This is a genomic window from Pseudomonas sp. MIS38, assembly GCF_019891575.1.
GTDB lineage: Bacteria > Pseudomonadota > Gammaproteobacteria > Pseudomonadales > Pseudomonadaceae > Aquipseudomonas > Aquipseudomonas putida_A.
The window spans coordinates 500,756-515,093 of sequence record NZ_JAFLXF010000001.1 but is presented as its reverse complement, the minus strand read 5'-3'; the positions used below and the strand labels follow the sequence as shown (position 1 = coordinate 515,093).

The 14,338-nt window shown below is 56.5% G+C and carries 15 protein-coding genes; 12 read left to right on the top strand and 3 right to left on the bottom strand.

Features of this window, described 5'->3' with window-relative positions:
* Positions 1 to 81: 81 nt before the first annotated feature.
* On the bottom strand, positions 82 to 540 hold the full coding sequence (locus J1G18_RS27940; RefSeq protein WP_245223413.1) for a DUF6124 family protein: 459 nt from the start codon (positions 538 to 540) through the stop codon (positions 82 to 84).
* Between the two features lie 169 nt (positions 541 to 709).
* Here J1G18_RS27940 and J1G18_RS02340 point away from each other — a divergent pair, with 169 nt between their 5' ends.
* From J1G18_RS02340 to J1G18_RS02290, 11 genes are all read left to right on the top strand, one after another.
* On the top strand, positions 710 to 1,495 hold the full coding sequence (locus J1G18_RS02340; protein WP_245223411.1) for a hypothetical protein: 786 nt from the start codon (positions 710 to 712) through the stop codon (positions 1,493 to 1,495).
* Between the two features lie 46 nt (positions 1,496 to 1,541).
* Positions 1,542 to 2,909 (top strand): lysozyme inhibitor LprI family protein, encoded by a 1,368-nt coding sequence (locus J1G18_RS02335; protein WP_135296962.1) that lies wholly within the window; start codon positions 1,542 to 1,544, stop codon positions 2,907 to 2,909.
* A gap of 204 nt (positions 2,910 to 3,113) precedes the next feature.
* Positions 3,114 to 4,508 (top strand): TIGR01777 family oxidoreductase, encoded by a 1,395-nt coding sequence (locus J1G18_RS02330; RefSeq protein ID WP_135296845.1) that lies wholly within the window; start codon positions 3,114 to 3,116, stop codon positions 4,506 to 4,508.
* A gap of 9 nt (positions 4,509 to 4,517) precedes the next feature.
* On the top strand, positions 4,518 to 6,968 hold the full coding sequence (locus tag J1G18_RS02325) for an alpha/beta fold hydrolase (protein ID WP_223007027.1): 2,451 nt from the start codon (positions 4,518 to 4,520) through the stop codon (positions 6,966 to 6,968).
* Between the two features lie 68 nt (positions 6,969 to 7,036).
* On the top strand, positions 7,037 to 7,492 hold the full coding sequence (locus J1G18_RS02320) for a hypothetical protein (RefSeq protein ID WP_167797108.1): 456 nt from the start codon (positions 7,037 to 7,039) through the stop codon (positions 7,490 to 7,492).
* 4 nt (positions 7,493 to 7,496) lie between these two features.
* Complete coding sequence (locus J1G18_RS02315) at positions 7,497 to 7,868, top strand: hypothetical protein (RefSeq protein ID WP_135296843.1); 372 nt, start codon at positions 7,497 to 7,499, stop codon at positions 7,866 to 7,868.
* Positions 7,869 to 7,886: 18 nt separating this feature from the next.
* A complete protein-coding gene (locus J1G18_RS02310; protein ID WP_135296842.1) occupies positions 7,887 to 8,735 on the top strand; it encodes a tetratricopeptide repeat protein in 849 nt (282 codons plus the stop codon).
* A gap of 2 nt (positions 8,736 to 8,737) precedes the next feature.
* Positions 8,738 to 9,811: a tetratricopeptide repeat protein gene (locus J1G18_RS02305; RefSeq protein ID WP_223007105.1), complete on the top strand. Its 1,074-nt coding sequence runs from the start codon at positions 8,738 to 8,740 to the stop codon at positions 9,809 to 9,811.
* 60 nt (positions 9,812 to 9,871) lie between these two features.
* Positions 9,872 to 10,312: a hypothetical protein gene (locus tag J1G18_RS02300; protein WP_102356290.1), complete on the top strand. Its 441-nt coding sequence runs from the start codon at positions 9,872 to 9,874 to the stop codon at positions 10,310 to 10,312.
* A gap of 227 nt (positions 10,313 to 10,539) precedes the next feature.
* Complete coding sequence (locus J1G18_RS02295) at positions 10,540 to 11,073, top strand: N-acetyltransferase (protein WP_064589829.1); 534 nt, start codon at positions 10,540 to 10,542, stop codon at positions 11,071 to 11,073.
* A gap of 37 nt (positions 11,074 to 11,110) precedes the next feature.
* Positions 11,111 to 11,272 carry a hypothetical protein gene (locus tag J1G18_RS02290; RefSeq protein ID WP_177434699.1) on the top strand — a complete coding sequence of 54 codons (162 nt, stop codon included), beginning with the start codon at positions 11,111 to 11,113 and terminating at the stop codon, positions 11,270 to 11,272.
* Between the two features lie 114 nt (positions 11,273 to 11,386).
* On the opposite strand, the gene J1G18_RS02285 is transcribed toward J1G18_RS02290, so the two are convergent.
* Positions 11,387 to 11,758, bottom strand: coding sequence for a DUF6124 family protein (locus tag J1G18_RS02285; protein ID WP_027610398.1), 372 nt, complete (start codon positions 11,756 to 11,758; stop codon positions 11,387 to 11,389).
* 515 nt (positions 11,759 to 12,273) lie between these two features.
* On the opposite strand from J1G18_RS02285, the gene J1G18_RS02280 reads away from it, so the two are divergent.
* Positions 12,274 to 12,657, top strand: a complete 384-nt coding sequence (locus J1G18_RS02280; protein ID WP_003229522.1) for a helicase — start codon at positions 12,274 to 12,276, stop codon at positions 12,655 to 12,657.
* Between the two features lie 277 nt (positions 12,658 to 12,934).
* Here the strand turns inward: J1G18_RS02280 and J1G18_RS02275 are convergent, their stop codons facing one another.
* Complete coding sequence (locus J1G18_RS02275) at positions 12,935 to 14,335, bottom strand: aminoacyl-tRNA deacylase and HDOD domain-containing protein (protein ID WP_095137709.1); 1,401 nt, start codon at positions 14,333 to 14,335, stop codon at positions 12,935 to 12,937.
* Positions 14,336 to 14,338: the final 3 nt, after the last annotated feature.

Here is a 14,338-nt window from a genome sequence, read left to right as displayed (position 1 = left end):
AGGGACGGATCTTTTTATTAAGGAAAAGGGACGCAAGAAAAAGGGACGGATTTATTTTTTAGTCCGTCCCACAGGTACCTCTTACGTATTCACTGTCTGCCTCACCGCTATCAATTTTTCCAAATGGTCCAAAGCGCGTTCCACTATAATTTGTGCACCATCGGCAATTCGGGCAAGGACCACCGCTACGGAGCGCTTCGAGCCTTCGATGTCGTCCGCTAGTTTTGCGGCGATGGCGCTGATGGACAGCATGTCTTGACTGTGAGAGGGGGCGGATTTATTTGTTGCGCCAACATTCTTTGATTTTGAGGCGGAGCGTAAACGTATCCGTTTCGATGGTGGGAAAATTTCTCCTATGGCTGATTCATTGAAAAATTTATATTCGCTCCCCTGCTTTTTATCGTTAACCTTTTTGCTATTCAGTTCGGTCGCATTTTCTGCGAGTTTCGACTGTGGCAAAGCTTCGACGAACGTAGAGAGGAAAATTTGTAGTTCTCCTTCTTTGTCCGCAATGGACGAAAAGCTCAGTGAGGTCTTCAAACCGATAAAAAATCGGCGAGCTTTACAAATAATCGAAAGTGAATGGCTTGAGTCAGAGCGTAACTCTTGTGAGTCAGTGGAGTGTTTAGAGGACTCTTATGTTCGGCAGATACGCTTTCTGTCGCCGGTTCCTATTGCGCCTAGGAAAAATCAGAAAGATATTAAGTTAATGTTGGGTGATAAGCCGTACACACAGTTTGAGCGCTCATGGAAGGTCATTGATTTAGCATGGCTTCCCAATGAAAAAGGGGCTGTCGAACGATTTGTGATCTCCGCAGAAACAATTTCAGGCATGTTGCATGTCATCGTGTTTGAAGGGCATTTTGATGCGGCGATGATTGCGTACCGGGGTAATTTATATGAGTACGTTGATCGCAACGACAGGCCGGTATTGCACACGATTGCGAAAGATATCGGTTTTGACGGTGCTTTGAGTTTGGGTTCAAACGACGAAGGGAAAAGATTCGCGGGAATCTTGGATGGGGCGTTTTACTATCGACAGCAGCTCTCCAAGAATCAGCTGCGGGGGATGGTCTATAAGCTCGGTTCAAAATCTCCGCCATTGGAAAGCAGTTTGCTGTTCCAGCAGTGGCCAAATACTGATGAAAATGCTGTTAGTGGTTTGACATTCGGTTGGGGTGGTGAGTATGGAAAATTGCAAGCGTACTACTCGCACACCCCAGGGTATGAAACGATAGCGCAGGCTGGTCGGCTCGAGGCTGGTTGGAATATATATGCTCCGATTTGGAGCAAGTCACGGCCGACGTTTTATTTCAAGAATGGTGATGAAACTATTTGGCGTGCCAATGTTGCGGATAAGACGTTAACAAAAATTGCGAAGGCTAGTGATGAAGGAATGATCCAGAATCCTACCCCTGTCGATATTAATGGGCGCGAAGCAGTCGTTTATCTGAATGGATCTACTCTGAAAATGGCTATCTCCCTTGAAGAATAAGCACGACTTTAAAATACACTTTCGCAAAATATTGTTGGAATTTGCCTTGAGTAAATATCTTATTCCGGTGCTTCCCACCGTGCTGATTGGTGGTTTATCTCTGTTGGGGGGACATGCATTTGCTGACGATGCATGTGCCGATATCACTACGAACTCTCAGAGGGAAAGATGTTCTGTGAGTGCCAAGGTTGCTGCAGATAAACAGTTGAATACCAGTTATCAAGAACTGATGGTTCGGCTCGAGGGTGGGTATCAAACCGATCCAGTTCTTGCGGCGAGCCAAAAGTCAATGGTTCAGGAGGCTCAGCGCGCCTGGATCAAACTGCGCGATACCGATTGCCAGGTCGATGCGTTGGAGACGGAACCGGGCTCTTCGGCGCATGTGTCAGCGGTGAACAATTGCATCGCCAGTATGAGTCGCGACCGTTCAGTGTTTTTGGACAATATCGCGTCCGATACCGGGAGTGGCCCGACAATTGGACGTGGCTCGTGCCCTACGCAAGACTTTGCACAGTTTCTTCCAGCATTCTCCGCTAATGTCGAGTCGCAGAAGCGACTAACTGCGCAGGCCGTGAAGCTGCTGGTATTAAAGGGGACGTCGGATATAGGGCGGATTGTGACTTACGTTACTGCGGAGGTGGGACGCGATATGGCGTTTCCCTTAATGGTGGCTGTGCCCGATGGGAAAGTGGAAGGAATAGAGATCGAGAAGGTGGATGACCGCCACGTTAACGTTGTGGATAAACGCGCCGGCAACAGCAATATCAAGATTTTCAACTTTTCGCGGAAGTCCTGCTGGACGCTTGATGGGGTTGAGGACTGGTCGATTCCTGATAAAGAGCTTTCTGTAGCCAGTACGCGGAAAATGAGTCGTGCGGAGAATTTCTGTTGGCAGCGCGGACAAGGATTTGCTGGCTTGGGCGGCCTTGAGCAATACCGGCTGACAGGAGAACTTTTTGAGGCGACTTTGGAAAATTACCTGTGCGCGGCCGCTTCAGGCGATCCTATATCCAGTTCGGCTGCGGCTGGGCTGAGTCTGTCGGGTATGGCCCCGCAATTGGAATACGGCAAAGTTGAGGCTCTTTTCAAAGCAGCAGCCGTTGATTCACCGAGCGGTGCTGAGTCGTTGGCTGGCTTCTATTGTTTTGGCAATGAATTGGCCGGTTCAGGACCCTGCCAGCGCCCGCTGGACGTTGAAAAAGAGTTGATTCGTGCTACCACCATGGGATCAACGCACGCATTCGTTTCGTTAGGCGATTATTGGAAAAGCGGCGATCTAGGAAAGAAAGATACTCCTCGCGCCTTGGCCTGTTATCAGCTTGCTGCCGACAAAGGTAACGACTCGGGCATCAATGCGATTAAGCGACTTCAGTCCGAAGTGGCCGAACCGATAGTGGCCAGCAGCTGCTTTTAGTGCGGTTAAGTGAAGAAGGGCGTTTATAGCGCCCGACGCCTTTTCACCTCGATGTGATCAAACGCGTTCCACCACCATGGCTAACGCGTTTTCATATGCGCTGAGCCAGAATCCGCAGCGCTTGAACGTTTAATACTTGAGCATCTGACGACCGCGATTTTCCTTTAAACTCCCCACCCCCAAGGAATGCGCTCAGGACACGGAATGCCAGCCCCCTCGATCTCCCTTCGCCCCGCGTTAGTACTCTGGCTATACGCCGCCTCAATCGTGCACATTCTCGCCGGCCTCACCCTGACTTGGGCCGGTCACTCCGGTTTACTCGACGGCTATTTGCACACCCTCGAACTCGCATTCTGGGGCGCCGACGCAGTACCCGCTGCCGGCCACGAACAACAAGTCTGGTGGCTCGCGCTGTTCGGCGCGACGCTGCAAAGTTATTCGCTGTACATGCTCGCGCTGGTGCACTTGGGCAATCGCTTGAAAGCCCCGGCAGTTTGGGGCTGGTTGATCGCGGGCATCCTGTTATGGGCGCCTCAGGACATGTGGCTCTCAGCGCAACAACAGGTTTGGTCGCATCTATGGCTAGATGGTTTTGCATTGCTGGTGTTGGTGCCGCCGTTATTCTGGCTGTATCGACATGACCGCCGAAAATCTCCTTCAGTAAAGACTCCGAGCCAATCCAACCCGTTTGCCGGCGGCGCTTTCAATCGTGTGCTGATCACTGGCGGCACCGGGTTTATCGGTGAAGCCTTGGTCAATCAATTACTCGACGCGGGCCACTCGGTCAGCGTCCTGACACGCGATCCGTTGAACGCGGCCAATCTATTCAACGGCCGCGTCCGCTGCGTGCATTCGCTCAGCGAACTCAGCCGCGACGAAGCCTTCGACGTAGTGATCAATCTCGCCGGAGCACCCGTCGCCGGCCCACGCTGGAGTCCCAAGCGTCAGGCGCAACTGCTCGCCAGCCGAGTCGGCACCACCGAAGCGTTGATGACCTGGCTGAAGAACACCAAGCAAAAACCAACGCTGTGGATTCAAGCCTCGGCCATCGGCTTCTACGGCGTGCGCGATGCCAGCGAAAGCCTCGATGAACACGCCAGCAAGGGCGACGGTTTCATGGCCGAACTCTGCGCGCGTTGGGAAGCCGCCGCGCAACCGGCCACTGAGTTTGGCGTGCGTCAGGTGGTGCTACGCCTCGGCGTGGTCTTCGGCCCGGGCGGCGCGTTGACGCCGTTGCTGCTGCCGTTCCGCTTGGGCTTCGGCGGGCGCATGGGCGATGGTCGGCAGATCATGAGTTGGGTGCATCGCGATGATGTGCTTCAGGTGATCGCAAGGGCTTTCGATGACGACAGTCTGCGCGGTACCTACAACATGGTGGCGCCGGAAACGGTCAGTCAGGCAGCGTTCGCCGAGCAGGCCGGCAAGGTCCTCAAGCGTCCGGTGTGGTTCCATATTCCCGCCGCGCCAGTGCGTGCGCTGGCAGGGGAGATGGCGCAGTTGTTCTTTGACGGTCAGCGCGTGGTGCCGCAGCGTTTGACCGAGGCTGGCTACACGTTCCGTTATCCAACCCTCGACGCCGCTCTGCGCGACCTGACCTGAGGATCGCTCATGAGCAAGCCCTTGATGTACCTGTTGGCCGGCAACGGCAGCGCCGCCGATTGGTGGGATGACGCGCTGCCGCACTTTCAGCGCTACGACGTCATGCCGCTGGAGTTGCCGGGTTTCGGCACCAATCCGCAGCCGCCCTGTGAGGATCTGGCGGACTACGCGCAGACCTTGCTGGCGATGACACAGCAGGGCAGCGCGATCATGGCGGTCGGGGTCAATGCGTTGCTGGTGTTGCATGCGTTGCAACGTCGGCCGGGGCACTTTTCCCGCAGCGTTTTGTTGGCGCCGGTCGGTGCGTTTCTGTGGCAGCGGCGGTTGCCTGCACTGATGTCGCCGCTGCCGATTCGCAAGACCATTCACTGGTTGCTCTCGAACAAACCCACGCTGTTCGCCCGCAAGTTCTCCAACCAGACCTGGACGCCCGCGCAGTACCAGCGCATGGGCGCCGGCTATGCGCGTTGCCGTGCGTTCGTACCGCATTGGGACCTGATTCGCGCCGACACCGCGCTGCCGCTGCTGGAGTGGATCACCGATCCGGTCGAGCTGGTCTGGGGCGATCAGGACGCTGTGCTCGGCATCGAGCAAGCGGCGGCGTGGTCGGCGATTCTCGCTCGCGCTGATCTGACTATCAGCCTCAAACCCGGTTGGGGCCATTACCCGTGGATCGACTCGCCCGCGCAGTTCGCGCAATGGCTGGAGTCGGGCGAGCGCGGGTTTGTTGCGCACACCAAGGGCGGGCGTTTGCGCCTGGCTGAACTGGCGCGGCAAGCGGTGCCGGCGGCGCTGACGCTCAACGATTGCAATGATCCGCGTCTGCCAACATTTCTCGCTGCCCAACCCGACGTGACCTGGGCGGTGCGCTCCTCCAGTTATGGCGAGGATCAGGCCGATTCGGCAAATGCCGGTTTGAGCACCACCTATCTGCGCGAGCCGACCGCCAATTTGCCGAAACGCATCGCTGAACTGACGGCCGAGGGCGTCGAGGAAGTGGTGGTGCAACGCTTCATCACCCCGGTGGTTTCCGGGATCGCATTCGTGCGTCATCTCTCGGTAGAACTGGAATGGGTTGAAGGCCATCTCGAATCGTTGGCCGACGGTCATGTCAGCCCCTCACGAGCAACGCTTTCGCGACTCGGCGATGCGTGGCGCAGCGGCACGTTCACGCCGACCCACGGCTTGACCGAAGACCTGCTCTGGCGCTTTCTGCAAGACGTGGTGCGCGTGTTCCACTACGTGCCCGGCGACGTCGAATGGGCCTGGGACGGTTCGCAACTCTGGCTGCTGCAATACCGGCCGATCAGCGACTACGGCTGGCGCCGGCACCTCACCGCCGCCAACATCGCCGAGATCCTGCCGCCGCAACCGAGCGTGCTGGTGGAGTACGCCCAACGCCGCGCGGCGGTGAGTATCCCGGCGATCATGGCGCGCTGGGATGCGCGAGTGTTGCAGGACAACGAGCCGTTCACTGCTGTGTTCGGCGGCGCGTCCTACATCAACAATGACCTGTTTCTTGCCCGGTTGGCCGACTGGGGCATCAGCGCCGATAACTACGCCGGTGAAGTTGGTGGTGCGACGCCGCATCTGCCGTGGCAACCGCTGAAGATGCTGCGTTCGTTGCCGCTATTTTTGCGTATGCAACGCAAGGCTCGCGGCCATTTGCTGAGCCTTGAAAACGGTTTGCAGCGCTTCGATCGGGAGCTGGCCGAACTGGTCGCCCAAAGTGCCAATGGCCAACAACTCGCGGACTGGTTCACCCGGTTCTACGTGTTCGTGGTGCAAGGCAATCTGTGCATCGCCACGGCGCTGGCCAGCAGTGGCGGCGACTGGCTGGGCCGCCCGCCGACCGCGTACGACAATCTGGAAAACAGTCCGCATCGATTGCCGTGGGAGACCGACCCGGCCACCCCGCGACCCGCGTCGAGCGAACTGCCGCTACAGCCATTCCCGCAATGGTCCGGGCTGATCCGCCTCGCGCATTCGACCGGCCTGCCGGGCCTGCGCGGTTACTACCTGCAAGTACGCGAGTGGTATCGCGACAATCTGATGCGCATCTTCTTCCGTCTGCACCACGCCATGCCCATGGCGGATCGCGAACATTGGTTCGCGCCGCATCCCGACGTGCGCACCCGCGATGGCAGCTTTTGGCAGGACGGTCGCGAAGGTGCGGAGCAGGCCACCGGTTTCATGATTTATCCGGGGCAAGTGCAAGGCATTCTCGGCGTGGACATTTTGTTGGAAGACACCCTAGATCCGGGGCGGCATGCGCACTATCAAGCAGCACGAGCGGTGATTGCGCGTATGGGCGGGCGGTTGTCCCATGGTTCGACGTTGTTGCGCGAGTTGCGCAAGCCGTCGGCGGTGATGCCGCAGGTGGATCCGGCGTGGTTGGGGTGTGAGGTGTTGTATCGGGATGGTGAACTGGAATTGATGAATTCGAAGGATACGAAGTGAAACGACGGTTGTTGCGTATGAACTGGCTGTCACTGTTAGCGGGCTGTCTCTTGGCAATTTCAACCGCCATGGCCTTCGCTGCAGATCCAACCTTCAAGGATTACACCGTCACGCCAGTTTTCAACGGCCCCAACCATAATCTGGTGCCGCAAGAAAACAGCAGCCCAATGATGGACCAAGCGCGGGCACAAGCCCTGAAAGGCAAGGTCAACTTCGCCGGCCATTACATCCTGCACAGGCTCGGCTGTGGCGGTAGCGCCATTTGCGGCGAAGTGCTGGACGCCCAGACCGGTGAAGTAGTTGGCGGTCTGCCGAATGCTTACGACGGCAGCACTTTTGGCATGGTTTACCAGCCAGATAGCCGCTTGATCATCGTCTCCGGCATCACGCTCGACGGCGAAGAAGATGCGCAGGGGAATGCGTTGGAAAGTGGTAATCGGGATCGTTACTACGAGTTTGTGAACAATGAGTTTCGGCTGCTGAGCATGACCGACGTGGAATCGCCGCCGATGGATGAGGAGTGAGTGGATGAACCGGTTTTTCATTCGGCCTGTGCTGATTGCGCTTTCGCTATTACCTCATTCACTGACCGCGACTGCCAGCGAAGGGAGTTGCTACGGCTACCTTACTGAGCTTGTCAGGAGCAGCGATTTTCCGTTTCGTTATGTCGGCAAGGACAAGGTCAATTTGCTGATCGATGAGGACGACGGTGAAGTAGTGCGCGCTCAGCTGTTTTTCGACACCGACGGCACCGGCACGATTGGCTGGATCAAATACACCCCGGCTACCCGTGTATTGCTCAATAGCTCGGCGGAGTTGGAGGAGCCAGTGGCATTGTCATTCGATGCCAAGTTTGCGGACGGCTATGCAAAGTGCCTGACAAAACAAAAGGCCGGCTAACGGCGAAAAGGATTAGCTATGGCCAGCCTTAAGTGGGTGTTGATGATCGGCAGTTTGTTCAGCGCTGCCAATGTCTTTGCCGTTGACCCGCCAATAGTGGGAGCCGCCGGAAACACCGTTACGTTCCAGGCAAAAAAATGGACAACGCCCGTCGTGGAATCTACGACCGCCTGGTTCACCGCGAATGGACAAACGTTCCCCTTGTTCCATGCCGGCATTGGTGCTCAGGCCTATCCCGAGTGGCTCAGCCCTGACAAAAAATTTCTACTGGCGACTGCGGTGGAGTACGGCGTTGTCATAGGTGAGAACGGCGAGGAAATAGCGACATCACAGGGACATTGCGATGTGATCTCGATGGAAACCGGTTGCGTACTTGCTGAGACTTACGAACGGTTTTGTGAGGGTAAATGGGTGGGTAATCAATGGGTTTCTGAAGAGGGCGGGGTACTCAATCCTGTCTTGGAGACTAAGCCACCAAAGGACCTTCTGAAAAATTCTTCGAGTATTAAGCCTGCGCAGTCCCGAGCAGAGTCCATCGAATGGAGCCTGAGCTTTTTAAGCCCGGAATCCTATATGGCGTGTCATCCCCCGGCGCAAAATGTTCAGGCTTACAACGACCTCGGTTTTTATCTGGCCGAGGGCGGTAACGATGAGTTGGCAATGAAGTTTTATCGAGGCGTTGAAGCTGTCGGCAAACGCACAGTGCTGATGCTGAACATGGCTGATTCGCTGTGGCGACTTGATCGGCAAGAGGAAGCGCAGCGGTATTACCGCGAGTACCGCGACGCGATGAGTGCCGCCGGCAAAGCGCAGAAGATTTCGCAACGCGTCGTTGAGCGATCTGAAATTCAGGGAATGAAACAGTGAATATGTTCTTCCGCTTTATCGTGTTGAGCCTTGGGCTTTTATCCACTTCCTACGCATTTTCTACCCCGCAAGTCCTCAAGGAAATTCCTGCGAGTTTGCTGGGTGATGCATCACGGCAGAACGTATTCGTTCTGGCAGGAGACGCGGACGAGGCCTCTAACCGGTTGTTGATTGCGCCGGTACAGGCACGTGATGAGGACATATTGCTCGATACGTCGAAGGCGCTGCCTCTGATCAAGAGTCAGTACTCGTCTGCGCTTCAGGGTGTCTTCAGCGTCCATGTACTCAAAGGTCGCCCTGGCGTCATGACCGTCATTGATCCACAGGCTGAGGAAGCTGTGGTCAAGCAGCCGTTCGTTGAGGCTGGGGATTACATCGCGCTAGTAACCAGCGAAGAAGATAACGCGGTTTATAACTTCAACCTGTTGTTCGCCTTCAACAGAGGTTCAAAGCAGTTTGAGCTGAAAGCTCTCCTGGAAGTGGCGAACAACGACTCCTGTGACCGGTCGCTTGTCAGCGTAGTGGAGTTGCCGGTGCAGACATTGGGCCCCATCACTCTCGCTTCTTTCGATGGGCGTGAAGCGCTGCAGAAGCTGCAGGTTGCTCGTACTGGCAGTATTAAGGGCGTGAGAAAGAAATTGATGACCGTCGATTCGGCTGATTTGCTGGATATGGCGCTGGCAGCCTACCGAAAGGGTGATGACTCTTCCTTCAAGGATACGATGAGCTACGCGTTGATGGGCGGCGGCTCGCATGACACTTGTCCCCCGGAAAGCTATATCGTCGCAAAGTACTACTACCCGCAGCGTCCCGGCTGGTCCAACGACCTTGGGTTTTTACTGGGCGAGGCGGATTACTACGCTGAGTCGATTGAGTTGCTCAATGCAGTGATTGCCAACCACCCAAACAGGACGGTTGCTTATCTGAATCTCGCTGACAGTTATTGGGCCCTGAACGATAAAGAGCGGGCGGTGGCGGCATACAAGCAATACTCATCGCGAATGTCTGAAGCGGGGAAGGCTTCGAAGATCCCGGCGAGGGTGGGTGAGCGCCGCGCTTTGGCGCCCGAGGCGTGATCAACGCTCGTTGAGTTGCTGTAGATGTGTTTTCTGATACCTCATGAAACCGCTAAAGGAATGTTCGGTTTGAAATTTTTGCCTGCGTTTATTTCTGTGCTTCTTCTAATGCCACTGGCTGCGCACAGTGAAGTTTCTACACAGGTAAGGTGCTTCCGCTCGCTGGAAGGCAAAAATATCGATTTTGAATTCAGAACCTATTACGACGCGGCCGCCAAATGGAGCGGCGCAAGTGTCAGGTATAGCAAGTCGAAGAACGCCATTGCTCTGGTTCATCACCGAACCGAAGAATACGTCATGACGGAGGACGGCCCCTACGAATTCACGACGACTTGGGTGGAAGTTTCAGACGGTGCAGTGACAGGGCAGTATGTCATTGCAACGCAAGGCGCTCGGGTGAACTCAATGCGTTACACGAATTACAAATCCGGAAAACAGTATTCGTTCGATGAAGACTTCAGCATCGAGGCCTCCCCAGAGACGGGTTGTCAGTGGGGATAAAGTCTTGAAGAAAGGGGACCTAACGTCCCCTTTTTTACATCCACAAATCTCGTTACGGCGTAACCAATCTCACCCGTCCTGCCGATGAACGATGGCGTAAGTGGGCTGAGGCTAAAGGGCCGCGGATTGCTCGGACCAGATAATCAATGTCAGGGTATTTCTGTTGATGTTCAAAAGCTTTCAAACGCCGTTACTCTCTCGACCTTGAAAATTGCCAGTGGTTGTCCATGTCCAAGAGTCGAGGGAACGGGTATCGCTACCAGATCTGGAGATCTGAGGCGCGTAAGGCAGCGGAAGCCCTGGCGCGCGAGAACCAGAACCTCATAACCAGAGGTATTGATACAACTCAAATTCGATATGAGCCCATTACTCTTGCTGCCATTGAAGCCGCCGATCTGTGGGGGGATGAGGCTACGCTATACCCATGGCATGACGTGCATCAATGGAAGCAGGCTGACATCCGAGGCTTTGATGTCTCGCTTTGGTTCGACCGGGAATTATGTGGGTTGTGTTATGCCTCACCTCGCAAGAGCAAGCTGTGCATCAAGATTGTGATTCTGGAGGGCAAGCCGGACAGATCTCATCCGTTGCGAGGCACCGTGGCTGCTTTGGCGCTAACCGCGATTGAAAACTACGCGATCTTAATAGGTTGTACGGAAATTGAAGTTCAAGAACCAGCCGCCGCTGCTATACCGTTGTATGAGAGTTTAGGGTTTGGCTTTGATCCGACGGGCCGGCTTGTTATTGGGGTTGAGCGGTAATACTATCCAGTCAAATTTCGAGACCCGAGAGGTTTCCATGAAAAAGTCCAAACATGAACCCAAGCCTATGATGGCTGCCCGGTTCCAGGCCGAAGCTCGTGAGGTTTTGGCCAAACGTTCCGGTAAGCGCAGCCGCTTTCTGGATGTCGCACTGTCCAAAGGCAGTGATTTCGAGCCTGTCGGTCGACTGGCCGGCTGAAGGTTTCGGATTCTCGAAAAAGCTGCCTGATTGGCAGTTTTTTTGTGTCTGGATTTTTTACCGATAGGTGCAGAAAGGGGACTTAACGTCCCCTTTTTTCATCCGCAAATTTCGCTAGGACTTGGCTGCCAGGTTCCGCACTTCAATATGGTCGAGCGTCCCTTCCACCATCAATCGCACCCCATCCGCCATTCTGCTCAGGGCCAGTGCTACCGAGCGACGGGAGCCGTGGAGGTCGTCGGCGAGGTCGCAGGCGATGGCGCTGATGGACAGGAGGTCTTCGGAGGCGTTGGCCATCAGGGCTTCGGCGTCGGTGCCGGGGGTGAGGCTGAAGAGGCCGGTTTCGCGTTTGGGTTGGGATTCGGTGCGCGGTTTGAAATGGTGGTCGAGGGCGCGTTCGGCGGCCTCGTGGAATTTCTTGGATTCCAGCGATTCGTAGGGCGATATGTCTGGGGTTTCGGGGGGATTGGGTGTTGGTTTGATCATAAGTATTTTCCGAGTTATGGAGCCAACACCGTTTCGCTTGCTTCGAGAGGGTGGCAGCTGTGCATAGGTGTGCAAGACCGGACTCGGAAACCGGCAGACCCGAAGGCCTCCCATACACAGCCGCCATAACAGTTCGCGAGCATAGGAAAACACCCGGCGAATAGCCATAACTGAATGCATGACGAGTCTGGACTTGCACGTCCGAGTCACCGATTTTGCGGAGACACACACAGGCTATCGACGATGCTCCAACCTGCCTAGTTCTCGCACAACACCACGCCTTGCAGGAAATTTCCCATAGGTTTGCAGGCCGGAAGATCAAAAGATCGCAGCCTTCGGCAGCTCCTACAGGGATGTGTTTCAACAGGTGTAGGACGGTGGGTGCTGAGGCGTGACTTGGCGGTCATCGTGCGGGAGATGGTCTGCATCATCTTCCAATAGCGGCGGATAGTGGCGTTATCGTATGAATCCCTTACACTCCCCCGGCCGTTCATTTTCCTTTTGAGGCTGTGCGCATGAAATTTCGTTTTCTTCTGTGGATGATGGGTTTGTTGATGGGTAAGGCCAGCCGGACAAATCCTGCGTTCCAGCAGCAGTTGGGGGACAAGGATCTGGTGTTTCAGCTGCAGACGCTGGACGGGAAAGTGGCGCGGCATTTCGTGGTGAAGAACCAGCGGGTTACCAGCAAGTCTGGGGTGGTGGCGGAGCCGGCGTTTGCGATTGCGTTCAAGGATGCGGGTTATGCCTTTGCCACGATGCAGGCGAAGAACAAGCAGTTGGCGTTTATGCAGGGGATTCAGGACAAGTCGATTCAGCTGAAGGGGAATCCGGCGTTGGTGATGTGGTTTCAGGGGTTGATGAAGTATTTGAAGCCGAGGAAGGCCAAGCCTAAGGCTTGAGTAGAAGGGCTTGAGTGATGGGCTTGAGTGGATGGGCTGTTGTGGTGAGGGGATTTATCCCCGATGGGCTGCGAAGCGGCCCCAAAACCTGAGACCTCGATATAACTGACACACGCTGTTGGCTGGGATTGCGACTGCTGCGCAGCCGGTCGGGGATAAATCCCCTCACCACAGGTTTTGTGTCAGGCAGGTAGATTGGGGTGGATTCTTCGCGAGCAAGCTCGCTCCCACAGGAGGTCACCGAAACCTTGTGGGAGCGAGCTTGCTCGCGAAGTTTTCAAGCCTGGCTGAATTGTGAGGCCAGCTCACGCAGCAGGACTTCAGCCTCAAGCACTTTGCTGACCACGTCGTTGGCTTTGTCGCGGGTCAGGCCGACGCGTTCGAGCAGGGCGTCGGGGATGTCTTCGTCGGGGCCGGAGCCGATGCCGCGGCTGCGCAGCAGGCGCACGGCCAGGCAGACGAGGTTCGGGTATTCGGCGTAGGCGCCGTCGTAGCTCGGGTCGTGCTGGAAGCGCAGGGCGGTGGCCAGTTCATCGGGCATGTCCCAGTAGCGCATCAGCCACGAGCCGATCTGTTCGCGGCTGATACCGAGCAGGTGTTGCTCGATGTAGCTGTGGCACAGGTGCGGGTTGACCTCCAGGTGGCGGCAGATCAGCGAGAAGTGCGGCGGGAACACGTGGGCCAGCAGCAGGTAACCGAAGTTGTGCAGCAGACCGGCGAGGTAGGTCAGGCCGGCTTCCGGGCGCTGGGCGCGCGGCATGGCGCGGGTCAGGCCTTCGATGACGGCGGCGGTGTAGATCGACTGCTGCCAGTACGGCGTGGTGTGTTGCGGGTGGTCTTTCGGCAGGCTCAGGGTCTTGCCGAGGGCCAGACCCAGCGCCAGGTTGATCACCAGATCGAAGCCCAGTACGCGAACGATCGCGTCTTCCACCGAGCGGATCTTGCCCGGCGAAGCGTAGTACGGCGACGCCGCCCAGCTCACCACTTGTGCAGCCAGCGCCGGGTCGGTTTCGACCACGCCGGTGATGTCGTCGATGGTGGCGTTGGGGTCGACGCGCAGCTTGATGATTTTTTGCGCGGTCTCAGCCAGCGGCGGAATTTCGATGGTCGCTTCCAGACGCTGCTGGATCCGGCGTGCGGTGAATGCCTGCACGGCCTGGGTGATTTCCTCGCGGTCATCGTCCGGGCGATCAAGGTTCGGGCGGATGCTGCTCAGGGCTTCGCCGAAGTTGGCGGCGCTGGCCTTGGTCAGCATGCTCTTGAAGGCTTCGCTGGTGATTTCCAGCAGCAGGCCCGGCTCGCCGGAGTTGATCAGCAGCTTCGGTTCGCGCAGCAGGCTCTCTTCGTAGAGACACGGCGAACTGGTCAGCGCCGGCAGGCCCGGCAGCAGGCTCAGGCTGTGTTTGCCGAGCATCTTTTCCAGGCGCTCGGTGGACACGGCGGTCAGGCGTCGGCCAGTGAGTTCGGCGAGGCGGTTGAGGTCGAGCAACTGGCTCTGCGGAAACAGCACCATCAGCGCGCCGACGGCATCGTCCAGCAACACGGCTTGTACCTTGCGCGAAGCGTTGAGGCCGTGGTGGTCGAGCACTTCTTCGTAGGCGATCCCCAGCTTGCCGAGCAGCAGCCGAATTACAGACGGCGCGTGCGGAAGTTCAGGGGCGAGAGCTGCGTCAGTCATGGT